We start from the raw sequence: 24,284 nt of genomic DNA on the forward strand, positions 1-24,284 counted from the left end.
GGGTGGGAGTCTCCTGTTGTGCTTGATCGGGGGAGCAGGGAAGCAAGGCCGGCGCGGGACCGGACCCGGTCCGAAGATAGTGGCCGCTTCCCGTTTTGAACATCGCGCTTGCCCGTAGAGACGACGTCGTACCGGGCGAAGCCAGCGCATCAATTCCTACGAGCAAACGCGCCCGCTCCCACGGAGCCGGCCGACCGCGCTTTCCATACTGGGTCCACGGATTGCCCATGGGCGCTCCGGCCACGTGCCGGGTCGCACACGCGGGTGGTGACCGACCCCACGAACAAGGAAGAAACCCATGGACCTCAATCGACAACTGCCGATGACCCGGCGCGGCGTCCTGGCCGCCGCCGGTGCCGGCGCCTCGACCGCGCTCTGCGCGGCCCCCGCCGCCGCCCAGAACAGCGGCGCCGCCAACGCCGCCGCCCGCCCGATGGACGCCTCGATGTCGCGCATCTCGATCACCGTGAACGGCCAGGTCCAGCAGATGGAACTGGACACCCGCACCACGCTGCTCGACGCCCTGCGCGAGCACCTGCACCTCACCGGCACCAAGAAGGGCTGCGACCACGGCCAGTGCGGCGCCTGCACGGTCATGGCCGACGGCCAGCGCATCAATTCCTGCCTGACGCTCGCGGTCATGCACGACGGCGGCTCGGTCACCACCATCGAGGGCATGGGCACGCCCCAGAAGCTCCACCCGCTGCAGGCGGCCTTCGTCAAGCACGACGGCTACCAGTGCGGCTACTGCACCCCCGGCCAGATCTGCTCGGCCGCCGGTGCCCTCCAGGAGATGCAGCAGGGCATCCCCAGCCACGTGACGGGGGACCTCACGGCCAAGCCGATGCTCTCGGCGGCCGAGCTGCGCGAGCGCATGAGCGGCAACATCTGCCGCTGCGGCGCCTACAGCAACATCGTCGACGCCATCGCCGAGGTCGCGGGCATCCCCGCCATCCCGAAGATGGCCGGCGCCGCGGGAGCCAAGGCATGAAGACCTTCACCTACGAGCGCGCCACCACGCCCGCCGACGCCCTGGCCAAGGCCGCCAGGTCCCCCGAGACCCGCTTCATCGCCGGCGGCACCAACCTGCTGGACCTGATGAAGCTGGAGATCGAGACCCCGGCCCACCTGGTCGACCTCAACCGCCTGAACCTCAAGGCCATCGAGCCCACGCCCGAAGGCGGCATCCGCATCGGCGCCATGGTCAGCAACACCCAGCTCGCGGCCGACGAGCGCGTGCGCCGCGACTACGGCGTGCTCTCGCGGGCGCTGCTCGCGGGCGCCTCCGGCCAGCTGCGCAACAAGGCGAGCACGGCCGGCAACCTGCTGCAGCGCACGCGCTGCCCGTACTTCTACGACACCAACCAGGCCTGCAACAAGCGCCAGCCCGGAGCCGGCTGCGCGGCCATCGGCGGCTTCAGCAAGCAGCTGGCGGTGGTGGGCGCAAGCGACGCCTGCATCGCCACTCACCCGAGCGACATGGCCGTGGCCATGCGGGTGCTCGACGCCCAGGTGGAGACGCTGCGTCCGGACGGATCGAAGCGCGTGATCCCGATCGCGGACTTCCACCGGCTGCCCGGCAGCACGCCGCACATCGAGACCGAGCTGCAGCGTGGCGAGCTGATCACCGCCGTGACCCTGCCCGCGCCGATCGGCGGCACGCACATCTACCGCAAGGTGCGCGACCGGGCGAGCTACGCCTTCGCGCTGGTGTCGGTGGCCGCGGTCCTGCAGAAGGACGGCAAGGGCCGCGTCGCCATCGGCGGCGTGGCGCACAAGCCCTGGCGCATGGAGAGCGCGGACGCGCTGCTGCCGCGCGGCTCGAAGGCGGTGGCCGACGCGCTGTTCGCCGAGGCGAAGCCGACCGAACACAACGCCTACAAGCTGCCGCTGGTGGAGCGCACGCTCGCGGCGACGCTGGCCCAAGCGAGGACCTGAGGACCATCATGAAATTCGACACCCCCGCCACCACCAACCCGATCGACCAGATGAAGGTCGTGGGCCAGCCGCTCGACCGCGTCGACGGGCGCCTCAAGACCACCGGCACGGCCCGCTACGCCTACGAACACCACGACGTCGCGCCACGTCAGGCCTACGGCTACGTCGTCGGCGCCGGCATCGCCAAGGGCCGCGTCGTCTCGATGGACCAGGCGGCCGCCAAGGCCGCGCCCGGCGTGATCGCCATCGTCACCGCCGCCAACGCCGGCAAGCTCGGCAAGGGATCGATGAACACGGCGCGCCTGCTGGGCGGCCCGACCGTCGAGCACTACCACCAGGCCATCGCGCTGGTGGTCGCCGAGACCTTCGAGCAGGCCCGCGCCGCCGCGCAGCTGCTGAAGGTCACGTACGACAAGGCGCCCGGCACCTACGACCTGTCGAAGGCCCGCGACACGCAGCGCCGCACGGTCGACAAGGACAAGAAGGTCGGCGACTTCGCCACCGCCTTCGACCAGGCCGGCATGCGCATGGACGTCACCTACACGACGCCCGACCACTCGCACGCCATGATGGAACCGCACGCCACCACGGCGGTCTGGAACGGCGACCAGCTCACCGTCTGGACCAGCAGCCAGATGGTCGACTGGTTCACCGGCGACCTGGCCAAGACCCTGGACATCCCGAAGTCGAAGGTGCGGATCGTCTCGCCCTTCGTCGGCGGCGGCTTCGGCGGCAAGCTGTTCCTGCGCGCCGACACGCTGCTCGCGGCGCTGGGCGCGCGCGCCGCGGGCCGGCCCGTCAAGGTCACGCTGCAGCGGCCGCTGATCGCCAACAACACGACGCACCGGCCGGCGACCATCCAGCGCATCCGCCTGGGCACCACGCCGCAGGGGAAGATCACGGCCGTCGCGCACGAGACCTGGTCGGGCAACCTGTCGGGCGGCGATCCGGAGGACGGCTCGGCCCAGACGGCGATGCTGTATGCCGGCGAACACCGCCTGACCGGCACGCGCCTGACCTCGCTCGACCTGCCCGAGGGCAACGCCATGCGCGCGCCCGGCGAGGCGCCCGGCCTGATGGCGCTGGAAGCGCTGATGGACGAGGCCGCCGAGCGCCTGAAGCTGGACCCGATCGAGTTCCGCGTCATGAACGACACGCAGGTCGATCCGGCCAAGCCGGAGCGCCGGTTCTCGCAGCGCCAGCTGGTGCAGTGCCTGCGCCTGGGCGCCGAGCGCTTCGGCTGGAACCGCCGCAGCGCCGTGCCCGGCAAGGTGCGCGACGGCGAATGGCTGGTCGGCATGGGCGTCGCGTCGGCCTACCGCGAGAACGCGGTGAAGAAGTCGGCGGCGCGGGTCCGGCTCGATGCACGCGGCACCGTCACGGTCGAAACCGACATGACCGACATCGGCACCGGCAGCTACACCATCATCGCCCAGACCGCCGCCGAGATGATGGGCGTGCCCATCGAGCGCGTGGTGGTCAAGCTGGGCGACTCGACCTTTCCGGTGTCCGCCGGCTCGGGCGGCCAGTGGGGCGCCAACAGCTCGACCTCGGGCGTCTACGCGGCCTGCGCGAAGCTGCGCGACCTGGTCGCGCAACGCGCCGGCGTCGACGCCAAGACGGCCGTCTTCGCCGACGGCAAGGTGACGGGCGGCGGCAAGAGCGTCGCGTTGACCGAGGTCGGCGGCGGCCAGGAGCTGATGGCCGAGGACACGCTGGAGTTCGGCAAGCTGGACAAGGAATACCAGCAGTCGACCTTCGGCGCGCACTTCGTCGAGGTCGGCGTGCACGCGTACACCGGTGAGGTGCGGGTGCGGCGGATGCTGGCGGTCTGCGCCGCCGGCCGGATCCTGAATCCGAAGACCGCGCGCAGCCAGGTGATCGGCGCCATGACCATGGGCGCCGGCGCGGCGCTGATGGAGGAACTGGCCATCGACGAGCGTCTGGGCTTCTTCGTCAACCACGACCTGGCGGGCTACGAGGTGCCGGTGCACGCCGACATGCCGCACCAGGACGTGATCTTCATGGACGAGACCGATCCGATCTCCTCGCCCATGAAGGCCAAGGGCGTGGGCGAGCTGGGCATCTGCGGCGTCGGCGCGGCGGTCGGCAACGCGGTCTACAACGCCACCGGCATCCGGGTGCGCGACTATCCGATCACGGTCGACAAGCTGATCGAGAAGCTGCCCGCGATCGAGGCCTGATCGGCCGCGCTCCTGCCGGAGCGGGCCGACACGCCGCGCGGCCCGCGCGCGGCGTGCGAATGCTGACTTTCTTCACGGGCCGAGGGACTTCGTGCCCGGTCCGGACGACACGTCAGGACACATTTCAGTGACGCTTGGTGCACCGCGAACCGCTCCATTCCGGAGCGGTTCCGCCTTCCACCCCCGTCACCCAGGACCCCACCATGAATCCGTCCGCACACCTTTCCTCCGCCCAGCCGGTGCCCTTCGACGCCTCGCAGATCCACCTCGTGCTCGAGCTGCTGGACATGCGCACGCTGGCGCCCAAGGAGACCGCCGCGCGCTTCTTCCAGCTCGGCAACGAGGCGGTCTTCTCCGCCGGCCAGCAGGAAGCGGTCGAATGGCTGTTCGAGCTCGAGGACGACCAGATCGCCGACGTGCTGATGGAATTCGCCGACGACGAGGCGCGCGACATCGTGCGCGACCAGCTGGCGCACGAAGCCCGGCTGGACTACGTGATCGCCTGATCCGGGTCCGGGTCTCGGCCCCGCAGCAAGCGGCCGGACGCCGGGCACAGCCGGGCCGGCGCGCCGTCCCACCGAAGTCCTTCTTCTTCGATCCCGGTCGGCGCCACGTCGTCGACCACGATGCCCAGGACCTCCGCCACGCGCGGGTCTCCGATGGGCAGCTCCCAGGTCAGGAACACCTGATCGCGGTCCCGGCCCGACGCGAAATCGGCGGCGTCGAACCGGTCCGCGCCGCGCGGCACGACGGCGTGCGGTTGGCCCGTGTCGAAGAGCAGCATCGTCCCGCGCGTCAGCGCGATCCGGCGGCTCGCCATCGGGAAACGCACCTCCAGCCCCCGGTCCTCGCTCAGGAAGAGGTTGCAGAAGACCGAGCCGCCGTACTGCGCGGCGTCGTGGTGGTGGCGCGCGCCCCGGCACGCCATCAAGGCGATCTCGCCGGTGGCGAGCACGTCGGGCAGGCCGAGCGTCCCCATCCAGTCCGATGCCGCCTGGACACAGCGCCTGAAATCCGGCCAGCGCATCCGCGCGCGCGGCAGCGACAGGGGCTCGACGTCGCCGGGTTCCAGTCGCAGGTTCGTCGCGATCTCGCGCGTCCAGTCCGCCACGAGCCGTGTCGGCGGCGCCGGGACGTCGACCACGCCCGACCGCACGATGCCGCCCACGCTCCGGCCGCGCATCGTCTCGCCGTCGTGGAAACGGACGACGAGCCGTCCGCTCGCGTCCTGCCCGGCCACCGGCGAGCGGCCGGCCGGCTTCGACGGTTCGACGGCGAGGCGATCGGCCATCGGGCTACCGGTCCGTCCGCAGCACCAGCGATTCCTTCAGTTCCTCCATCACCACGTAGCTGTGCGACTGCGCGGCCACCGGCAGCTTCTTGAGGAGGTCGCCGAGCAGGGCGCGGTACTCGTCCATGCCGGCCAGCCGGGCCTTGACCAGGTAGTCGAAGCTGCCGGAGACCAGGTGGCATTCCTGCACGTCGGGCATGTTCAGCAGTTCGTCGCGCACGCGGTCGAAGACCTCGCCGGATTTCGACGCCAGCGTGATCTCGATGAACACCAGCAGGGTCCTGCCCAGCGCGCGCGGCGCCACCCGGGCGTGATAGCCGGCGATGACGCCGTCGCGCTCCATGCGCCGCACGCGTTCTGCGCAGGGCGAGGTCGACAGGCCGATGCGCTGGGCCAGGTCGGTCATCGAAAGGCGGCCCTCGCGCTGCAGGATGTCGAGGATCTTGCGGTCGATGCGGTCGAGTTCTGGCATTTCACTCCCGGGGCCGGGCTGGGGGCTCCAGTTCGGCAGCATTCACTGCCGGAGCCTGGAAAAACGAAGGAATTTGCCGAGGATAAGGCCATAGATTAGGGGAATCCCTCAGCAATTCCAGGTCCTGCCATGAAAGTCCTAGTCCTCGGCGGCGGCGTCATCGGCGTCACCACCGCCTACTACCTCGCGAAATCCGGCGCCGAGGTCACCGTGCTCGACCGGCAGCCCGGTCCGGCGCTGGAGACCAGCTTCGCCAACGCCGGCCAGGTCTCGCCCGGCTACTCGACGCCCTGGGCCGCGCCGGGCATCCCGCTCAAGGCGCTGAAGTGGATGTTCCAGAAGCACGCGCCGCTGGCCGTGCGCCCGGACGGCACGTGGTTCCAGCTGCAGTGGATGGCGCGGATGCTGCGCAACTGCTCGCCGGAGCGCTACGCCGTCAACAAGGAACGCATGATGCGCGTGGCCGAGTACAGCCGCGGCTGCCTGCAGCAGCTGCGCGCCGAGACCGGCATCGCCTACGAGGAGCGCACCGGCGGCACGCTGCAGCTGTTCCGCACCCAGGCGCAGGTCGACGCCGTGCAGCGCGACATCGCCGTGCTCGCCGAGTGCGGCGTGCCCTACGAACTGCTCGCGGCCGACCGGCTGGCCACCGTCGAACCGGCCCTGGCCCGGGCGCGCGACCGGCTCGCGGGCGGCCTGCGCCTGCCGCGCGACGAGACCGGCGACTGCCACCTCTTCACGACCGCGCTGTGCCGGCGCGCCGAGGCGCTGGGCGTCGACTTCCGCTTCGGCCGGACGGTGGACGGCCTGGTGCGCGAGGGTGACCGCATCGCCGGTGTGCGCGTCGGCGGCGAGGTGCTGAAGGCGGACCGCTACGTGCTGGCGCTGGGCAGCTACTCCCGGGCGCTGCTCGAACCGCTGGAACTCGACCTGCCGGTGTACCCGGTCAAGGGCTACTCGCTGACCGTGCCGCTGGTCGACCCGGCCTTGGCACCGAAGTCCACGGTGCTCGACGAGACCTACAAGATCGCCGTCACGCGCTTCGACGATCGCATCCGCGTGGGCGGCATGGCCGAACTGGGCGGCTTCGACCTGCGGCTGGACCCGCGCCGGCGCGCCACGCTGGAGATGGTGGTGAACGACCTGTTCCCGGGCGGCGACGTCGCGCGCGCCACCTTCTGGACCGGCCTGCGCCCGATGACGCCGGACGGCACGCCGGTCGTCGGCGCGACGAGGTACGCCAACCTGTTCCTCAACACCGGCCACGGCACCCTGGGCTGGACCATGGCCTGCGGCTCCGGGCGGCTGGTGGCCGACCTGGTGACGGGACGGCGCCCGGAGATCAGCCCGGTCGGCCTGGGCATCGACCGCTACGCCGCCAGCGGCGCGCGCGCTCGCCCGCACCGGCCGGCGAGCAGCCCGGCCTGACGCGTCCTCAGTCCAGCAGGTCCGAGTAGTCGCCGCGGTCGAAGGCCGCGCTGGCCTTCCACGGCGCGGCCAGGGGACCGGCCACGCGCGTGGCGGTCACCACGTCGCGCGAGGTGCCGTGCGCGTCGCTGCGTTCGATGCGCCTCGGGTACTGGCCGGCGACGTCCCAGTCCACCTGCAGGGTGCGCTCGCCCTGGCTCAGCCGGTATCGCTGCACGCCCGCCCTGGGGGCGCCCACCGCTTCCATCTTCCGCAGGCTCGCCGGCGGGATCAGCCAGTACACGGCATCCCACGACCCGCCGTAGCCGACGTTGCCGTGGTGCGCCCGATCGACCTCGATCACGCGGCGCGTCCTGGCCAGCACCACCTCGACGAGCTCGGTGCCGTCGGCACGCCGCGTCACGCGCAGCGGCGCGCCCTGCGCCTCGTCGTGCGCGTGCCCCGCCTGCGGCCCGTGCCCGTGGTCGTGCCCGTGCGACGCGCTCTCCCGCACGTTCGCCGGCAGCTCCCGCTCGGTCCACACCGATCCCTTGCGGCGGTACACCCGGTTCACGTGGTGCGTCTCCCGCCGCACCCCGTCGCTGCCGACCGTGCGGCTGTCGTACGCCACCCGCAGATCCACCTCCGGCGCCGCATCGACCGCCGCCGTCGTCGCCGCGACCGTCGCGGTGCCGGCATCCGGCGCGGAGGAAGCGCCGGATGCAGCAGAGACAGCCGACGCTGCATGCGCTGCATGCGCTGCATGCGCTGCAGGCGCAGCCGCAGCAGACACCGTCCCCATCGAAACAGCCGTCAGGACCGCCGCAGCCCAAGGCCAGCGGACACCGCGGAACCGGCTTCGCCGGGCCGCCGGTGTCGCCCCCTGCAAGGGGGTTGGCGAAGCGACACGCAGTGCGCGAAGACTGGGGGTGTTCATAGTCCCGCTGCCTCCCTGACTTTCGAAAACACCTTCGTGTTGTCCATCGTCCCCTTGAAGATCCTCGCGCCCGCGCCGCCGGCGAACAGCATCACGTCGCCGCCGCCGTGCGTCTCCGAGCCCGGCGTGCCCAGGTTGACGCCCACTTCCTGCAGGAAGTTGTCCTGCGTCGTGTCGACGTTGGTGAGGTCGTCGCGCGTGGCACCGCGCGCCGGGGCGACCCAGGGCTTGTTGGCGTCCTCGGTGTTGATCTGGCTGGCGGCGGTGGCGTTGGGCCGGCCGCCGTTGCCGAACACCAGCGTCGTGTAGGGCTTGCCGTCGGCGGCCTTGGCCAGCTCGTTGGTCTGGTAGTCGCGTACCTTGCCCAGGATCGGGTTGCCGATGCGGGTGTAGCCGTTGAAGGCGATCGCGTGGTCGTGGTCGGCGGTGACGACCACCAGCGTGTTCTTCAGGCCCGGGTCCTTCTTCTCCATGTAGGCCAGCGCGGCGTCGATGGCCTGGTCCAGCGCCAGGGTGTCCTCCAGCGCGCGCTTGGCGTTGGTGCCGTGCAGGGCGTGGTCGATGCGCCCGCCCTCGACCATCAGGAAGAAGCCCTTGTCGTTGCGGCTGAGCACGTCGAGCGCCTTCTGCGTCATCTGCGACAGGCTGGGCTGGTCGAGCTTCTGGTTCACGCGGTCGAGCTCGTAGGCCATCTCGCTCTGCGAGAACAGGCCCAGCAGCTTGCCCGCCTTGGTCGCGTCCAGCGCGGCGAGCTGGGTGCCCGTGTCGACGTAGCTGTAGCCCTTGGCCTGCATCGCGGCCACGAGGTTGGCGCCGTCGGTGCGCCGGCTGCCGGCGTTGACCGACTTGGGCAGGTAGTTGCGCTGGCCGCCGCCGAGCAGCACGTCGACGCCGTCGCCCAGCAGGGTGTTGTAGCGCGGGTGGCCGGGCACCGACTGCTCGGCGATGGTGTTGTAGGCGTTGCGGTTGCAGACGTGGGCGTAGGTCGCCGCCGGGGTGGCGTGGCCGACGCGGGTGGTCGAGACGGCGCCGACGGCGCGGCCCTGCGCCTTGGCCAGCTCCAGCAGGGTCTGCGTTGGCTTTCCGTTGGTGGCGGCGCAGGTGGTGTCCTCGCCGTTGATGTACTGCGAGCCGTCGGCGGCGTAGGCCAGCGTGTCGGAGGACATCGAGATGACCTCGTTGTTGGCCTTCACGCCGGTCATGTACGCCGACATGGACGGCGCGCTGTCGGTGGTCTGGCCGTCGTGCGAGAAGGTCTTGATGCGCGCGGCGTGGCCGAGCGACTGCATCGTCAGCTCGGCGCGCTCGCTGGTGGGCAGCGAGCCCGGCGCGGCGGCGAGCTGCTTCTCGCCCTTGTAGATGCGCGCGGCCGTCACCGTGACCGGGCCCATGCCGTCGCCCAGGAAGAAGATGACGTTCTTCGCTTCGCCGGCGGCCTGCGCCGTGCCGCCGAGGGTGAAGAGCGCGCCGGCCAGGACCAGCGAGAGGGAGAGCGAGCGGGCGGGCGGGGTGCCGCGGAGGGGGGAGGAGGTCATGTCGTTGTTCCTTGAACTGGCGCTTCTTGCGGTGTCGCGGGGGGCGGTCACAGACCGACGGCCTTCCTGATCAGGCCGTACACCTCGTTGTTGGTCAGCGAACCGGCGAAGTTCTCGGCGCCCAGGCCCTGCGCGCCCAGGAAGACGTCGCCGCCGCCGTGCGTCTCGGTGGCCAGCGGCACCACGGCCTCCTGCAGGAAGTCCGCGCCCTCCAGCGTGCTGGCGTCGATCGGGCCGCGCGTGGCCAGGCGCCGCGGGCCGTTGCCGAAGCCCAGGATCGTGTAGGGGTTGCCGTCGACGTCCTTCGACGGCGTGCCGTCGACGTAGTTGTTCACCAGGCCCAGCACGCCGGGCTTGCCGGGCTCCGTCCTGCCGGTGCGCTTGGCGTAGCCGTTCATCTGCAGCGTGTGATCGTGGTCGGCGGTGACGACGACCAAGGTGTTCTTCAGGCCCGGATCGATGGCCTGCATGCGGTCGAGCGCGGTCCTCACGGCGTCGTCGAAGGCCACGGTGTCCTGCAGCGCGCGGCGCGCGTTGGTGGCGTGCAGGGCGTGGTCGATGCGGCCGCCCTCGACCATCAGGAAGAAGCCTTTCTTCCGCGCGGCCAGGGCGTCGATGGCCTTGGCGGTCATCTCGGCCAAGCTCGGCTCCTGCGTCGCGACGCGGTCGAGGTCGTAGGCCATGTGGCTCTTGGTGAAGAGGCCGGCGATCTTGGTCGCGCCGTCGACCGGCAGCTTGTCGAATTCGCCCTTGTTGGCCGCGAAGCCGTATTTCCCCGCCTTCAGTTCGTCGACGAGGTTGCGCTTGTCGTTGCGCAGGCCGCCGCTCTCCTTGGGCAGGAAGTAGCTGCTGCCGCCGCCGAGCACGACGTCGATGCCGTCGCCGAGCCGGGCGTTGTAGCCGGCGCCGCCGGGCACCAGGGTCGCGGCGATGGTGTTCTCGGCGTCGCGGTGGCAGACGTGCGAGTAGGTCGCCGCCGGCGTGGCGTGCGTGATGCGCGCGGTGCTGACGACGCCGGTGGCGTAGTTGGCGGCCTTCATCTGTTCCAGCAGCGTCGCCACGGGCGTGCCGTTGCCGGTGGCCGGACAGGTGCTGTCGTAGTCGAGGTGGTAGGGCTTGCCGGCGGCGTCGGTCGCCCGGGTCTCGGGCGACATGGAGATGACCTCGTTGTTCATCTTCACGCCGGTCATGTAGGCGGCCATCGAGGGTGCGCTGTCGGTGACCTGGCCGTCGTTGGAGTACGTGTGGACGAAGGCCGTCTCGGGCAGCTGGTCCATCGTCAGCTCGCCGTCCTCGCCGACCTTGTAGATGCGCGCGGCGGTCATCGTCGTGATGCCCATGCCGTCGCCCAGGAAGAAGACGACGTTCTTGTTGGCGACGGGCGCGGCCGTGCCGGGCGTCGTCGTCGTGGGCGTCGCCGGCGTGGCGACGGTGTCGTCGTCGCCGCTGCCGTTGCAGCCGGCGAGCGCCAGCGACAGGGCCAGCAGCGATGAGTGGATCAGTTTGTCTTTCATGCGATTCCTCGTCGCGCGGCCATCGCCGCGCGCTCTCGTTGATGTGTCGGGATTCGTCCGGAGCCGACGCAATCTAGGCGGGCCGCGTGACGCCCCGATGACGCCCGCCGGACGTCGTTTCCCGATCGATCGTCGCGGCCTATCCCGGCGATGTAATTTGATGACAGCGCGGCCGCGACGCCGCTGCTACATTGCGCCGCGCTCCAACCCACAACATCCAGAAGAAGCCCACCGATGAATCCGCGAAAAACACCTTCCGCCGGCGCCAGTCCGGGCCGGCTGGTCCTCATTGCCGTCGTGGTCGCCGGCGTCGCCGGCGCCTTCGCGTACACCGCCGGCTGGCTTTCGCCGCAGCGCGTCACGCCGGACAAGGTCGTCGACATCCTGGCGCCGCCGGGCGGCCCGGTCGCCGGCTACCGCCGCAACCACGCCAAGGGCATCTGCTTCACCGGTACCTTCGACGCCAACGGCGCCGGCGTCGCGCTGTCGAAGGCGCAGCTGTTCGCCGCCGGCAGCCATCCGGTGACCGGCCGCTTCAACCTCGCCGTGCCGACGCCCACGGCCGACGACGGCGCCGCCCGCGTGCGCGGCCTGAGCCTGCGCGTCCGGACGGCCGACGGCCAGGAGTGGCGCACGGCCATGATCAGCGCGCCGTTCTTCCCGGTGGCGACGACGCAGGCCTTCTACGAGCTGCAGACGGCCTCGAAGTCCGCCGATCCCGGCGCCATGAAGGCCTTCGCGGCGGCGCACCCCGAGCTCGCGGCGTTCGGCGCCTGGGCCGGCAGCGCGCCTTTCACGGGTTCGTACGCCGACACCGCCTTCAACGGCCTCAACGCCTTCGTCTTCACCAACGCGCAGGGCCAGGACGCGGCGGTGCGCTGGTCCTTCGTGCCGGCCGCCGCGCCGGTGGCGGTGCCGGCGGCCGAGCTCAAGCAGCGCGGCACCGACTTCCTCGACAAGGACATCGCCGATCGCGTGGCGCAGGGACCGCAGCGCTGGACCCTGTCGGTCACCGTCGCCGACCCGGGCGATCCGACCGCCGATCCCAGCAAGGCCTGGCCGGACGACCGTCGCAAAGTCGGCACCCTCGTCGTCACGAAGGTCGAACCCGAGGCCGACGGCCCCTGCCGCGACCTCAACTTCGACCCGACCGTGCTGCCGGCCGGCATGCGCACCTCGGACGATCCGTTCCCGGCCGCGCGGTCGGCCGCCTATTCGGTCTCCTACAACCGGCGCACCGCCGAGGAGAAGAGCTACCCCCGCACCGCCGCCGCTTCCGGAGCCAAGCCATGACCACCGCCCCCCGACGCCGATTCACCGCGCTGCAGCGCACCCTGCACTGGCTCATGGCGATCTGCATCCTGGCGATGCTGTTCATCGGCGTGGGCATGGTCTCCACCATCAGCCCGAACTACCTGACGCTGGTGTCGATCCACAAACCGCTGGGCATCGCGATCCTGCTTCTGGCGCTGCTGCGGCTCGTCGTGCGGCTGCGCGACGGCGCGCCGCCGCTGCCGCGCGACATGCCCGAGCCGATGAAGCTGGCGGCGCGGCTGTCGCACGTCGCGTTCTACGCGCTGATGGTCGCGATGCCGCTGCTCGGCTGGGCCATGCTGTCGGCGGCCGACTATCCGGTCGTGGTCGCGGGCATCCATCTGCCGGCCATCGTGGCGCCCGACGCATCGCTGCACAGCACGCTGTGGAACGCCCACCGCTTCCTGGCCTTCGCCTTCTTCGCGCTGATCCTGCTGCACCTGGCCGCCGCGCTGTTCCATGCGCTGGTGCGGCGCGACGGCGTGTACGAGGCGATGGCACCGTACCCGGTCGAGATGCCGGCACCGGCGGTCTCGACCCTGAGCCAGCGCGCCCGCAGCTGACGGCCGCGGCGGCGGCGCCCGGACGGGCGCCACGTCTTGATCGACCGACCGACCTACTTGGTCGCCGCGCGGGCGGCGTCGGCCTTCGCCTTGGCCTCGTCGGCCTTGCGCTGAAGTTCCTTGGCTTCCTTCTCGTGGGCCTCGGCTTCCTTGGCCTTGGCTTCCTTTTCCTTGTCGGCCGACGACGGGCCGGCGATGGCGTTGCCGGCCATGGTGCCGATCAGGCCGCCGGCGGCGACGGCGCCCATCGTGCCCATCAGGCCCGGACCAGCGGCGGCGGGTGCGGCGGCGGCGGCCGCCGGGGCGGCGGTGTTGGCGGCGGCGGGTGCGGCCGGCGTCGTGGCCGGGGCGCGGGCCGCGGGCGTGGGTGTCGCCGGCGTGGCCACCGGACGTGCCGCGGTGGTGGAGCGGCTGCCGAAGCGCTTGGCGTGCGCCACGCTGGGGATCGTCATGGAGGCGATCGTCAAGGCGATGACGGCGGCGGCGGTGGAGCGGAAGGAAGCTGAATGACGCATGGGGTGTCCCTTGGAAGTTGGTTCGAGAGCGCGGGGCCGACGACGGCACGCGGTGGCCCCATGATGCGCAGTGTTCGGGGCCGCATGCACCAGAGTCCCCAGGACCCGGGAGGTTTCGGGGTCATCGCGCGGGATCGCTGCGGCCCCGTGGGACGTCGAGGACGACGACGGCTTCACGGCCGCCCGGCCGCGACGATCTCGTAGTCGATCGGCTTGAACGTCCCGTTGTTCGACTGCTCGGCCGAGCACGACGTCAGCGCGCACACCAGGTCCATCTCGGCGCGCAGTTCGATGGCGTCGCCCGGCTTCGACGTCGGCGGCAGCACGGCCACCCTGCCCTGGGGGTCCACGGTCACGTTCATGAAGATGTTGAAGGTGGTGTGGATCTGCTCCGGCCGGATGCCGAACTCGGCGAAGGCCGTGTAGAGGTTCTCGAAGCAGCTCGGGTGGTGCCCGACGTGCCGGTACAGGATCTCGAACATCTCCTGGCTGCAAGGCGTCAGCAGGAAATCGTGGCGGCCGACGTCGTCGGCGACGATGGTGAACATCCGCTGGCTGTCGTTGGCGTAGAGCACGTCGCCGGTCGAGAGGTAGATCTTCGAGGCGTAGTCGATGCTGCGGCCCGACGACAGGGCGCAGGCGTGGTTGCCGTCCTGGAAGGCGTAGAGGTCGGCGACCTGCTCGCCTTCGGGGTCGGTGATGCGCAGGATGTCGCCCTTCTTCAGTCGGAAGCCCCGGCCGGACTGCGGCGGGATGCGGCACGAGACGCCATGGACGTGCGGATGGGCGTGCGAACGGTCGTGCTCAGACATCCTGCGACTCCCGGCGATGGAAGGGACAGGCCCAGTCCGACTCGACCGCGCGGCCGGAGTATTGACGCGCCTCCGACGCATCGCCGAAGCGCGAGAGCACCGGGTTCACCGAGCCCTGCAGTGCCACGTCGCGCTTGCGGATGGCTTCCTGCATCGTCTGGTACTTGCCCGAGGCCTTGAGGGCCTCGAACTGGTCGTGGAAGTTGAAGACCAGACAGGGCGCCGGCGAGCGCCGGGCCAGTCGCGAGGCCCCGGGATGCAGGCCGACGACGAAGAACGCCCGTCCGCCGATGCTGAAGGAGAACTCCTCGCGCGCCGGGTCGTTGGACACCGTCGCGTCCCAGGTCGAGCCCAGCGAGGCGTCGTAGGCGTGCATGTCGCTCAGCTGGCGCCAGAGCAGCTGCTCGAAGCCGAGTTCGTCGAGCGCTACCGGGTCGAACAGGGCGATGAAGCTGACCGGCGTCGTGCCGGGCTTCTCGAACTCCTGCGAGAAGGCGTGCAGGGCGTGCACGAGCCGGCGCGACGCCGCCTCGCTGCCGAGCACGCCGGCCGGCGCGAAGCGCAGCCGGTCCTTGTGCAGGGCGGATTTGGCGCCGACGCAGGGAAACGAGGCGCCGGCGACGAAGTCGGAGAAGGACTGCCGGGCGGGAACCGGCGCCGGGGACGAAGCGGTGGAAGGATGCATGGGGTGGCCTGATAACTGGATATACGTCCAGGGTAGGCGGCGCCGGTTTCGTCCTTGACGGTCATCGGAGCCACCTCGAGTGGGCGTGCGCGAGGCGGGGCGTAAGGGAAAGCGCTGCCGCTCACCTGCGCGTTGGCCGACACTCGGCCATCGACATTCCCGGACTTCAGGGCTTCCGCATGACCAGACATCCGCTCCTGCTTCCGCTCCTGCTGGGCGCCACGGTCTGGCTCGGCGGCTGTGCCAGCGGCCCGCGCGCCCCGGCGCCGCGGCCGACCGTCGTGCCGTCGGCGATCACGCCGGAGCAGGCGCAGGACCTCGCCATCCACGCGCTGGGCCTGGTCGGCACGCCCTATCGCTACGGCGGCAACACGGTGGAGGGCGGCTTCGACTGCAGTGGACTGATCGCGCACGTCTACCGCACCCGCGTGGGCGTGACGCCGCCGCGCACCGTGGCGCAGCTGGCGGGCTTCGGGCGGGCGGTCGATGCGGGCGAACTGCGTACCGGCGACCTGGTGCTGTTCGGCGGCGCACGGCCCACGCACGCGGGCATCTACGTGGGCGACGGCCGCTTCGTGCACGCCCCGTCCTCGGGCGGCGACGTGCGCCTCGACCGGCTCGACGGGCCGTACTGGTCGCGCCAGCGCTTCGAGGTGCGGCGGATCTGAGGGGCACGGCCGGACTCGTCGCCATGCCGGGCGCCCATGCTGCGCATAAACCCGCTTTTTGAGGGGCGCGGGCGTGGGTGATACTCGGCGCGATCACAGATCCCCACGGCATGCGCGCCCCGCGCTCGAGAAAGTTGTTGAACACATGGTGAATCTGGCCGATCAGGACACGTCGTTCCTCGTCCCGTGCCGACATTGCGGCGACCTGCTGCCCGAACAGGAGCGGATCTGCCCGCACTGCGGCAAGGACCAGACGGTCGCGCCGGCCAAGGGCGGCGCGGGCGCCGCCCCGTTCGTTTCACCCGCCTCGCCCGGCATGCCCTCGGACGACGACGGCGCGACGGATCCCTTCGCGGCGGCGCGCGGCCCGAACGACTTCACCGCCGCCGGACTCGGTCCGCACGCGGTGGACGACGGCGCGGCGCGGCGGCGTCGCAAGGCGATCGGCATCGTGGCGCTGATCGCCGGCGTGCTGCTGCTGGGCATGGCCTACGACCGCTACACGAAGCAGAACGCGGCGACCCCGCCGTCGCCCGCGCTCGCGCAGGAAGCGCCGGCGACGGCCACCGGCCCCGTCGTGCGCACCCCGTCCGCCGCCACGCCGTCGACCACCCCCGCCGCCCCGGCGACGCCGCCGGCGGCGACCTCCGGGACGACCCCGCCCGCCACGTCGCCCGCCGCGCCCGCCGGCGCCGACGACCCCGCGTCGCCGTGCAACGAGGCCCTGGCCGCGCTGTCGCTGTGCGCCCGGCCCTGAATCCGCATCCCGAAGGAGCCTCCAATGTCCATCCGATCCCTGCTCGCGGCACTGCTGCTCGCCGCCACCGCCTGCTCGGTCGCCGCCGCCCCGACGCCGGCGCCGCCTTTCAAGATCGTCACCGCGTCGAAGACCGGCACGTACATCCAGATCGGCAACGACCTGGCCAAGTGGGTCGCCGAACCGGCGGGCATCCCCCTGGAGGTGCTGGAGTCCAAGGGCTCGGCGGAGAACGTGCAGCGCATGCGCTTCGAGCCCGGCGTGCGGATGGCGCTGGTGCAGTCGGACGTCTACCAGGCCTTCCTCGACGAGGCCAAGGCCGGCAACGCGGAGGCCGGCAACATCATCCGGCCGTTGCGCCTGATCATGCCGCTCTACGACGAGGAGATCTATTTCGTCGCCCGTGCCGATTCGCCGATCAACGCCATCCACGAGATCAAGGACAAGAAGATCGGCGTCGGGCCGATCGGCAGCGGCACGGCGCTGACCTCGCGCACGGTCTACCAGCTGATGTTCGGCGAGCCGCTGCCCCCGGCCAACGCCAGCTACCTCACCAACGAGGAGGCGCTGACCAAGCTCACGGTCGACAAGTCGATCGACGTCGCCATCGTCGTGGCCGGCCAGCCCGCCAAGCTGTTCGCCGACATGAAGCCCGAGGCGCGCAAGTACATCAAGATCCTCAGGTTCGAGGATGCCGCGCCCGAGAGCGCACGGGCGAAGAAGACCTACTTCCCCGTGACCCTGCGCAAGGAGAGCTACCCGACCTGGCTCACGGCCGACGTGCCGACCCTGAGCGTGAAGGCCTACCTGGTCACCTACGACTACGGCCTGAACTCGACCGTGGACGGCCTCAACCGCTTCGCCGAGTCGCTGTGCACGAACTTCGACAAGCTGCAGGCCAGCGGCCATCCGAAGTGGAAGCAGGTCAAGCTCGACCTCCCGCCCCTCGGCCAGGGCTGGCGCTACTACGCGCCGATGGAGCGGCGTCTGCGCAAGTGCATCGCCTCGCAGCCGGTCCCCGAGGCGGGCGCGACGGCCCGCTCGCAGCCCAAGGCGCGCGCCTGCACCGAGCAGGAGCGGGTGCTGGGGCTCTGCAAGGGCTGATCCGCCGCGATCCGGGCGTCGCCGTCGCCGCCGCGTGCCGTGGCGCCCGTTCCCTCGCGGGCGCGGCGAGGCCGGCGTGGCGATTCCGACGGGGGTTGAGGCGGTGTGAGGCTTGTCCGGGCCGCGACCGGAGGTCGCTCCTACAAGTCGGGTGGAAGTCGGTCGTTAGTTTGCATGCGACGGTGGGTTGTCCTGCCGCATCAGAACGAACCCCACGACCCGCCCCACAAGGATTCCCCATGGACGACACAGTTCACCCCGCCACCCTCGCCGCGACGCAGGACACGGCTTCGCGCGACGCCACGTTCCCCATCACGCTCCATCTCAACGGCACGGCCCATCCGACCCGCGTCGCTCCCTGGGTCACGCTGCTCGACCTGCTGCGCGAGGAAGCGCACCTCACCGGCACCAAGAAGGGCTGCGACCACGGCCAGTGCGGCGCCTGCACGGTGCTGCTCGACGGCAAGCGCGTCAACAGCTGCCTGGTGCTGGCGGTGTCGGCCGACGGCGCGAAGGTGCAGACCATCGAGGGCCTGGCCGGCGGCGCCGACGGCTGCGAACTCGACCCGCTGCAGCAGGCCTTCATGGACCACGACGCCTTCCAGTGCGGCTACTGCACGCCGGGCCAGATCTGTTCCGCGCGCGGCCTGATTTCCGAGGGCAAGGCCAGGACCCGCGAAGAGGTGCGCGAACTCATGAGCGGCAACCTGTGCCGCTGCGGCGCCTACACCAACATCGCCGACGCCGTGATGCACGTGCTCCAGCGCGAAGGAGCCACGTCATGAACCGCTTCGACTACGCCCAGGCCCACGACAGCGCGGAAGCGGTCCGCCTCGGCGGCGCCGCCGGCGCGCGCTTCCTGGCCGGGGGCACCAACCTGGTCGACCTGATGAAGGAGAACGTCGAGCGGCCGGTCTCGGTCATCGACATCCAGCGCCTGCCCTTCGCCGCCATCGAGGAGACCGACGGCGGCGGACTGCGCCTGGGCGCCCTGGCGACCAACGCCGACACCGCCTACGACGAGCGCGTCGCCGAGCGCTATCCGCTGCTGGCCTCGGCCATCCTCGCCGGCGCCAGCCCGCAGTTGCGCAACCGCGCCACCAACGGCGGCAACCTGAACCAGCGCACGCGCTGCTACTACTTCTACGACACCGCCACGGCCTGCAACAAGCGCGAGCCCGGATCGGGCTGCGGCGCCCTGGGCGGCGTCACGCGCATCCACGCCATCCTGGGATCGAGCGAGCAGTGCATCGCGACGCATCCCTCCGACATGTGCGTGGCCCTGGCCGCGCTGGAGGCCACGGTGCGCGTCGAGGGTCCGGACGGCGAACGCACCATCCCCTTCGCCGACTACCACCGCCTGCCGGGCGACGACCCGGCGCGCGACAACACGTTGGAGCCCGGCGAGCTGGTCACCGGCATCGACCTGCCGGCCGAGGGTTTTCCGACCCACTACACCTACCTGAAGCTGCGCGACCGGCTGTCCTACGCCTTCGCGCTGGTGTCGGTCGCCGTGGCGCTCAAGCTGGGCGACGACGGCCGCATCGAGACCGCGCGCATCGCCCTGGGCGGCGTCGCGCACAAGCCCTGGCGCGTGCCGGAGGCCGAGGCGGCGCTGGTGGGCGCCACGCCCTCGCACGAGGCCTTCGCGGGCGCGGCGCAGCGTCTGCTGCAGGGCGCCGTCGGCCGTGGCGACAACGAATTCAAGATCGAACTGGCCCGGCGCGCCATCGTGCGCGCGCTCCAGCAGGCGGCCGACGGCACGCCCCAATCCCAAACCGACAAGCGGGTGGTCTGATGAACACGACGACGACAGAAAAGACAGCCCCGACGACCTCCAGCGTGCGCATCGGCGACGCCTTCAACCGCGTCGACGGCCTGGCCAAAGTGACCGGCCGCGCCCGCTACGCCGCCGAGTACGCGGCGAGCGACCTGCTCTACGGCTGGGTCGTCTCCAGCGACATCGCCAAAGGCCGCATCGTGGCCTTCGACGAGACGAAGGCGCGCGCCGTGCCGGGCGTGGTGGAGATCATCACGCACGCCAACCGGCCCCACCTGCCGCTGCGCGACGGCAGCTACACGGACATGGTCTCGGTGCCGGGCTCGCCGTTCCGCGCGCTCTACGACGACAAGATCGCCTTCAGCGCCCAGCCGATCGCGCTGGTGGTGGCCGACTCGCTCGAGGCCGCGCGCGACGCCGCCGCGCTGCTGCGCGTGGAGTACGACGTCGAGGCGCACAACACCGACTTCAACGCCGCCATGCGCGAGAAGTTCGAGCCCTCGAAGAAGCGCAGCACCTTCATCCCGCCCAAGCCGCGCGGCGACGCCAAGGCCGCCTTCGAGGCCGCGCCGGTCCAGCACGTGGGCGCCTACCGGATCTCCCCGCACTTCCACAACCCGATGGAGATGCACGCCGCCACGGTCGTCTGGGAGGGCGAGGGCAAGATCACCGTCTACGACAAGACGCAGGGCTCGCAGAACGTGCAGGCCTACCTGTCCTCGGTCTTCGGCTTCTCCAAGGAGGACGTCCGTGTGGTCAACGCCTACGTCGGCGGCGCCTTCGGCTCCGGCCTGCGGCCGCAGTACCACGTCTACCTGGCGACGCTGGCGGCCAAGAAGCTGGAGCGCTCGGTGCGGGTCGCGCTGACGCGCCAGCAGATGTTCAGCCACGTGCACCGGCCCGAGGCCATCCAGTCGGTGTCGCTCGCGACCGACGAGGACGGACACCTGCAGGCCATCATGAACGACGCCACCACCGCCACGTCCCGCTTCGAGAACTACATGGAAGTGGTGTGCAACTGGGGCTTGATGAACTACGCCTGCGAGAACGCCTCGGCGGCCTACACCATCGCGCCAGTCGACACGTACACGCCCGGCGACATGCGCGCCCCCGGCGCCGCCACCGGCATGACGCTGTTCGAGATGGCGATCGACGAGATGGCCTACGCCGTGAAGCAGGACCCACTCGCATTCCGCCGCCTCAATTACTCCGAGGTCGACGCGATGAACGACAAGCCCTACACGTCGAAGGCGCTGCGCGAGGCCTACGACGAGGGCGCGGCACGCTTCGGCTGGTCGGCCCGTTCGCACGAACCGCGCTCGATGAAGGAAGGCCGCGACCTGGTCGGCTGGGGCATGGCCACCGGCATGTGGGACGCGCTGTTCATGAAGACCGCCGCCAAGGCGCGGCTGACGAAGGACGGCGCGCTGGAGATCTCCAGCGCCGGTTCGGACATCGGCACCGGCACCTACACCGTGATGTCGCAGATCGCCTCGGAGACGCTGGGCGTGCCGCTCGACCGCATCACCGCCAAGCTCGGCGACAGCGACCTGTCGGCCTCGCCGCCCGAGGGCGGCTCCTGGGGCGCGGCCTCGTCGGGCGCCGCCACGCAGCTGGCCTGCCGGATGATCGCGCTGAAGCTGCACGACGCGGCCCTGGAGATCGAGGGCGCGCCGCTGGGCAAGGTCAAGTTCGACGAGGTCGAGTTCAAGGACGGCCGCATCACGGTCAAGGCCGATCCGTCGCGCTCGGTCAGCCTCGCCGAGGCCATGGCCGCCACCGGCAAGGACGTGCTGGAGGAGGAGCAGACCGCCAAGCCCGGCGTCGGCGACATGGTCAGCATGATGGTCAAGGCGCGCAACACGCACAGTGCGGTCTTCGTGGAAGTGAAGGTCGACGAGGAACTCGGCGTGGTGCGCGTGACCCGCGTGGTTTGCGCCGTGGCGGCCGGCCGCATCATCAACCCCAAGACGGCGCGCAGCCAGATCCTGGGCGGCGTGGTGATGGGCATCGGCATGGCGCTGCACGAGGAGGGCATGACCGACCACCGCCTGGGCCGCGTCATGAACCACAGCTTCGCCGAGTACCACGTGCCGGTGAACGCCGACATCGACGACATCGAGGTGATCTTCGTCGACGAGCCCGATCCGGACGTGACGCCCCTGGGCGTCAAGGGCCTGGGCGAGATCGGCATCGTCGGTACGGCGGGCGCGGTGGCGAACGCGATCTTCCATGCGACGGGAAAGCGGCAGCGGAGTCTGCCGGTGACGATCGACAAGCTGCTTTGAGGACGGCGGCGACGTCGTCGCGCATCGGGAGCGTGCGCGGTGTCGTCGCCTGCCGGTGCTCCCGTCAGCCGGCGGTGGGCGGCGGGTGGCGGCGCGATGTCCGATGACTTTCGCGCGTCCAGCCAATTCCTCACCATCCCATTGGTCCATCTCTCGGACGCGGCGAAGCCGCCGGGCGCCAGCAGCCGCCGGCGCACGGTCGCGGCGAGGGCGTTCGCCTGATCGGGCGTGGCGGTGTGGATGAAGAGCGAGGCGACGGTGGCGGCGTTCAAGTGCCGCAGGCGGTGCCGGTGGTCCGGGAAGCGCCGGTCTCCGCACACCAAAGAGATGTCGGTCATGGCACCTCGATAGGCTTCGCGCAGTCTTGTAACTCCCGCGTGGTCGCACCTTCACTCCCGTCGTGAGGGAGCCGGACGATGGTCAATTTCAATTCGACCAACCTTTTGGCATGCGAACCGGGAATGATTGTTTCCGGGGATCGAGCCTTTCTCTTAGATACAAGTCGCTCGAATCGGCATCTGCTTATCGACCCATCTAGCATGCAGTTACGCGATGCATGATCGAGTCGGAAAATCGTCATGAGAACGTATGCAATACCTGGTCGAAATTCATCAACTCATGCGGAATTACTAGCTGGTCTTCCTTTGCTTCGGTCTGCTTGATATTTTATCAACCCAGTATTGTTCAGATCATTCCTAGAGGTGATGCGGCATATGATCCAGAAAAATAGAAATCTTTTTTGATGGCGTGCGAAAGGAGTTGGATGTGTGCGTATACGGGCGATCATTCATTCGCGAAGGCGATACCACGACTCCAGCAGGAGGACGGGTCGAACCGAGACCGCAGAGATATCCTTCCCATATTCACGGGAAACTTGCCTGCTACGAAGGCGACCCCGTGTATTGCAACGCTTGCAAGAGTTGGGGTATCACCAAGTGCGTGCCTCCTTATCGCCCGAATACCGATCCGATCGGCAGGCAGGCAAATCTGGATGGCGATCTGTGCATCTGCAAGTGTTCGAACCCACCACGCCTGAAAGCGTTGTTCGATGATTATCGAATGCATTTTCAGGCGCACGAGATCGCCGGGATGGCAGGTTCCGATGCATGGCTCATCCACGCCGGACATGCTCCTCTTTCAAAGGCACGGGAAAAGCACGGGAAAGTCTTCGAATTCAAGGACAGCGAGACGGGAAAATTACTTGCAAATCGCACTTTCGTCGTGAACGACAATGGCGCGATACGCAAGGCAAAGACCGATCAAGACGGCCGGGCCATCATCGAAGCACCTGCAGGGCACTCGATCACCATCCATCTGGTTTTCGAAGCGCCGGCTGGCGAAATGAATTTCGAAACATGATATGACCCGACCGGCATACAAAGTCGAGCATTGGACAGTCGCACTGGCGGAGCAGAATTACCGGGTGCAAACGCCTCAGACAGTCACGGTCAACGATCGCGCTGCGACGAGGCAGGCCATCATCGACGGGGTGCGACATGCGGGGACCGAGTTCGTGGAGCGCTCGGACTGGGCGGCTCACAAGAACAGAGCCACACAGATGGAGGACGACTGGAATTATTCGATGATCGCCATCCATCATGCGGGACGCAGCGTGTCCTGCGGGCCTGCTGCGTTGCAGTTGCAAAGCATCCAGGAAGAGCACATGAATCGGAAAAAATGGCCCGACATCGCCTATCACTATGCGATCGATTGTTTCGGCAACATCTACGAAGGCCGGGACATAAGGTTCAAGGGCTCGCATTTGAACAGGTACAACACAGGGGTGGTCGGAATCGTGCTTCTCGAAAATCTGGCAGAACCCGAAGACTCCAGTGACGTAATCAGCAACGGCCTGTCGTTTTTCAAGGCGATCGGCATGGGTAGATCGATCGTCCTGCCTGAAAGCCAGAAAAAATCCATCACCGACCTGATCAAGGTCATCGGAAATCTATTTGCCATAAAAAAGCTTGGAGGCCATCAAGAATTTCCGAATCAAAACCTGAGCGAAGCGAGATTGTGCCCCGGATCGCACGGAATGAAGTTGGTCAAAGAATTGCGAGGGCTGACCGGCTTGCAGAAGCCATGAAAGTGAAGATTTTCTTTGCGATCGCTTTGGCGATTGCATCGTGGTTGAAAACCGGTGTGTTGGTCGTGGCCAGAATGGAAGGCGAGGATCACGTCGAATTCTTTGTGAAGACACATCCGACATGGAAAATTATTTTCAATGATCCTTATCGATCGGATGTCGTCGGCGAAGAACATGAATACCGCAGTCGAATGGACGGCAAGGGCGATTGGCTTCCCGGTACGAAAGAGTCCAGCGATTACCTGACATATTGCAAATACAGGTACGACATCGCCGATGTCGAGAAGACGGAAGCCATGGTCAAATGCAGGGATCGCCAAGAGTATTGAATGACGCTTTTCCCTTCGCATGCGGATCGGAGATCAAGGCTGCAGCGTCAAGACGCATTTCCCGGAATTTCGTTTGAGCGCCTCG

24 protein-coding genes are annotated in these 24,284 nt (G+C 69.2%); 16 read left to right on the forward strand and 8 right to left on the reverse strand.

Going from position 1 to position 24,284, the window contains the following annotated elements; genetic code table 11:
• Nucleotides 1–298 precede the first annotated feature (298 nt).
• From paoA to ABID77_RS19655, 4 genes are all read left to right on the forward strand, one after another.
• Complete coding sequence (paoA, locus tag ABID77_RS19640) at nucleotides 299–991, forward strand: aldehyde dehydrogenase iron-sulfur subunit PaoA (protein WP_429599459.1); 693 nt, start codon at nucleotides 299–301, stop codon at nucleotides 989–991.
• The gene (locus ABID77_RS19645; protein ID WP_429599461.1) at nucleotides 988–1,938 is read left to right on the forward strand and encodes an FAD binding domain-containing protein; all 951 of its coding nucleotides are present in this window, start codon (nucleotides 988–990) and stop codon (nucleotides 1,936–1,938) included. The genes paoA and ABID77_RS19645 overlap by 4 nt, the downstream gene beginning before the upstream one ends.
• 8 nt (nucleotides 1,939–1,946) lie before the next feature.
• A complete protein-coding gene (gene paoC, locus ABID77_RS19650; RefSeq protein ID WP_429599463.1) occupies nucleotides 1,947–4,142 on the forward strand; it encodes an aldehyde oxidoreductase molybdenum-binding subunit PaoC in 2,196 nt (731 codons plus the stop codon).
• Nucleotides 4,143–4,345: 203 nt separating this feature from the next.
• Nucleotides 4,346–4,648, forward strand: a complete 303-nt coding sequence (locus ABID77_RS19655; protein ID WP_429599466.1) for a hypothetical protein — start codon at nucleotides 4,346–4,348, stop codon at nucleotides 4,646–4,648.
• On the opposite strand, the gene ABID77_RS19660 is transcribed toward ABID77_RS19655, so the two are convergent.
• Nucleotides 4,633–5,433 (reverse strand): hypothetical protein, encoded by an 801-nt coding sequence (locus ABID77_RS19660; RefSeq protein ID WP_429599469.1) that lies wholly within the window; start codon nucleotides 5,431–5,433, stop codon nucleotides 4,633–4,635. The two genes, ABID77_RS19655 and ABID77_RS19660, sit on opposite strands and share 16 nt — an antisense overlap.
• A gap of 4 nt (nucleotides 5,434–5,437) precedes the next feature.
• Nucleotides 5,438–5,905: a winged helix-turn-helix transcriptional regulator gene (locus ABID77_RS19665; protein ID WP_429599471.1), complete on the reverse strand. Its 468-nt coding sequence runs from the start codon at nucleotides 5,903–5,905 to the stop codon at nucleotides 5,438–5,440.
• A gap of 129 nt (nucleotides 5,906–6,034) precedes the next feature.
• On the opposite strand from ABID77_RS19665, the gene ABID77_RS19670 reads away from it, so the two are divergent.
• Nucleotides 6,035–7,333, forward strand: a complete 1,299-nt coding sequence (locus ABID77_RS19670; RefSeq protein WP_429599473.1) for a D-amino acid dehydrogenase — start codon at nucleotides 6,035–6,037, stop codon at nucleotides 7,331–7,333.
• A 7-nt stretch (nucleotides 7,334–7,340) separates the two neighbouring features.
• On the opposite strand, the gene ABID77_RS19675 is transcribed toward ABID77_RS19670, so the two are convergent.
• From ABID77_RS19675 to ABID77_RS19685, 3 genes are all read right to left on the reverse strand, one after another.
• Nucleotides 7,341–7,943 carry a hypothetical protein gene (locus ABID77_RS19675; protein ID WP_429599475.1) on the reverse strand — a complete coding sequence of 201 codons (603 nt, stop codon included), beginning with the start codon at nucleotides 7,941–7,943 and terminating at the stop codon, nucleotides 7,341–7,343.
• A 302-nt stretch (nucleotides 7,944–8,245) separates the two neighbouring features.
• Complete coding sequence (locus tag ABID77_RS19680; protein WP_429599477.1) at nucleotides 8,246–9,784, reverse strand: alkaline phosphatase; 1,539 nt, start codon at nucleotides 9,782–9,784, stop codon at nucleotides 8,246–8,248.
• 47 nt (nucleotides 9,785–9,831) lie between these two features.
• Nucleotides 9,832–11,298, reverse strand: a complete 1,467-nt coding sequence (locus ABID77_RS19685; protein WP_429599479.1) for an alkaline phosphatase — start codon at nucleotides 11,296–11,298, stop codon at nucleotides 9,832–9,834.
• A gap of 234 nt (nucleotides 11,299–11,532) precedes the next feature.
• On the opposite strand from ABID77_RS19685, the gene ABID77_RS19690 reads away from it, so the two are divergent.
• Both ABID77_RS19690 and ABID77_RS19695 read left to right on the forward strand, forming a co-directional pair.
• Nucleotides 11,533–12,591, forward strand: coding sequence for a catalase family peroxidase (locus ABID77_RS19690; RefSeq protein WP_429599482.1), 1,059 nt, complete (start codon nucleotides 11,533–11,535; stop codon nucleotides 12,589–12,591).
• On the forward strand, nucleotides 12,588–13,175 hold the full coding sequence (locus ABID77_RS19695; RefSeq protein WP_429599484.1) for a cytochrome b: 588 nt from the start codon (nucleotides 12,588–12,590) through the stop codon (nucleotides 13,173–13,175). Before ABID77_RS19690 ends, ABID77_RS19695 begins: the two co-directional genes overlap by 4 nt.
• Nucleotides 13,176–13,228: 53 nt before the next feature.
• Here the strand turns inward: ABID77_RS19695 and ABID77_RS19700 are convergent, their stop codons facing one another.
• The 3 genes from ABID77_RS19700 to gntA form a co-directional block, all read right to left on the reverse strand.
• Nucleotides 13,229–13,690, reverse strand: coding sequence for an ABC transporter substrate-binding protein (locus ABID77_RS19700; RefSeq protein ID WP_429599486.1), 462 nt, complete (start codon nucleotides 13,688–13,690; stop codon nucleotides 13,229–13,231).
• Between the two features lie 173 nt (nucleotides 13,691–13,863).
• Nucleotides 13,864–14,502 carry a DUF1989 domain-containing protein gene (locus ABID77_RS19705; RefSeq protein WP_429599488.1) on the reverse strand — a complete coding sequence of 213 codons (639 nt, stop codon included), beginning with the start codon at nucleotides 14,500–14,502 and terminating at the stop codon, nucleotides 13,864–13,866.
• Nucleotides 14,495–15,187: a guanitoxin biosynthesis heme-dependent pre-guanitoxin N-hydroxylase GntA gene (gntA, locus tag ABID77_RS19710; protein ID WP_429599491.1), complete on the reverse strand. Its 693-nt coding sequence runs from the start codon at nucleotides 15,185–15,187 to the stop codon at nucleotides 14,495–14,497. The genes ABID77_RS19705 and gntA overlap by 8 nt, the downstream gene beginning before the upstream one ends.
• A gap of 179 nt (nucleotides 15,188–15,366) precedes the next feature.
• Between gntA and ABID77_RS19715 the strand changes: the two genes are divergently transcribed.
• The 9 genes from ABID77_RS19715 (at nucleotide 15,367) to ABID77_RS19755 (ending at nucleotide 24,199) form a co-directional block, all read left to right on the forward strand.
• A complete protein-coding gene (locus ABID77_RS19715) occupies nucleotides 15,367–15,855 on the forward strand; it encodes a C40 family peptidase (protein WP_429599494.1) in 489 nt (162 codons plus the stop codon).
• Nucleotides 15,856–16,000: 145 nt separating this feature from the next.
• A complete protein-coding gene (locus tag ABID77_RS19720; protein WP_429599496.1) occupies nucleotides 16,001–16,612 on the forward strand; it encodes a hypothetical protein in 612 nt (203 codons plus the stop codon).
• 24 nt (nucleotides 16,613–16,636) lie between these two features.
• A complete protein-coding gene (locus ABID77_RS19725; RefSeq protein ID WP_429599499.1) occupies nucleotides 16,637–17,716 on the forward strand; it encodes a TAXI family TRAP transporter solute-binding subunit in 1,080 nt (359 codons plus the stop codon).
• 239 nt (nucleotides 17,717–17,955) lie between these two features.
• Entirely contained in the window at nucleotides 17,956–18,501 is a 546-nt protein-coding gene (locus ABID77_RS19730; protein WP_429599501.1) for a (2Fe-2S)-binding protein, read from the forward strand.
• Nucleotides 18,498–19,514 (forward strand): FAD binding domain-containing protein, encoded by a 1,017-nt coding sequence (locus ABID77_RS19735; protein WP_429599503.1) that lies wholly within the window; start codon nucleotides 18,498–18,500, stop codon nucleotides 19,512–19,514. The genes ABID77_RS19730 and ABID77_RS19735 overlap by 4 nt, the downstream gene beginning before the upstream one ends.
• Nucleotides 19,514–21,784 (forward strand): xanthine dehydrogenase family protein molybdopterin-binding subunit, encoded by a 2,271-nt coding sequence (locus ABID77_RS19740; protein ID WP_429599505.1) that lies wholly within the window; start codon nucleotides 19,514–19,516, stop codon nucleotides 21,782–21,784. The genes ABID77_RS19735 and ABID77_RS19740 overlap by 1 nt, the downstream gene beginning before the upstream one ends.
• A gap of 939 nt (nucleotides 21,785–22,723) precedes the next feature.
• Nucleotides 22,724–23,143, forward strand: a complete 420-nt coding sequence (locus tag ABID77_RS19745) for a hypothetical protein (protein ID WP_429599508.1) — start codon at nucleotides 22,724–22,726, stop codon at nucleotides 23,141–23,143.
• 1 nt (nucleotide 23,144) lies between these two features.
• On the forward strand, nucleotides 23,145–23,870 hold the full coding sequence (locus ABID77_RS19750) for an N-acetylmuramoyl-L-alanine amidase (protein ID WP_429599511.1): 726 nt from the start codon (nucleotides 23,145–23,147) through the stop codon (nucleotides 23,868–23,870).
• A complete protein-coding gene (locus ABID77_RS19755) occupies nucleotides 23,867–24,199 on the forward strand; it encodes a hypothetical protein (protein WP_429599513.1) in 333 nt (110 codons plus the stop codon). The genes ABID77_RS19750 and ABID77_RS19755 overlap by 4 nt, the downstream gene beginning before the upstream one ends.
• Nucleotides 24,200–24,284 lie beyond the last annotated feature (85 nt).

The organism is Variovorax sp. PvP013 (genome assembly GCF_050435945.1).
Lineage (GTDB): Bacteria > Pseudomonadota > Gammaproteobacteria > Burkholderiales > Burkholderiaceae_C > Variovorax.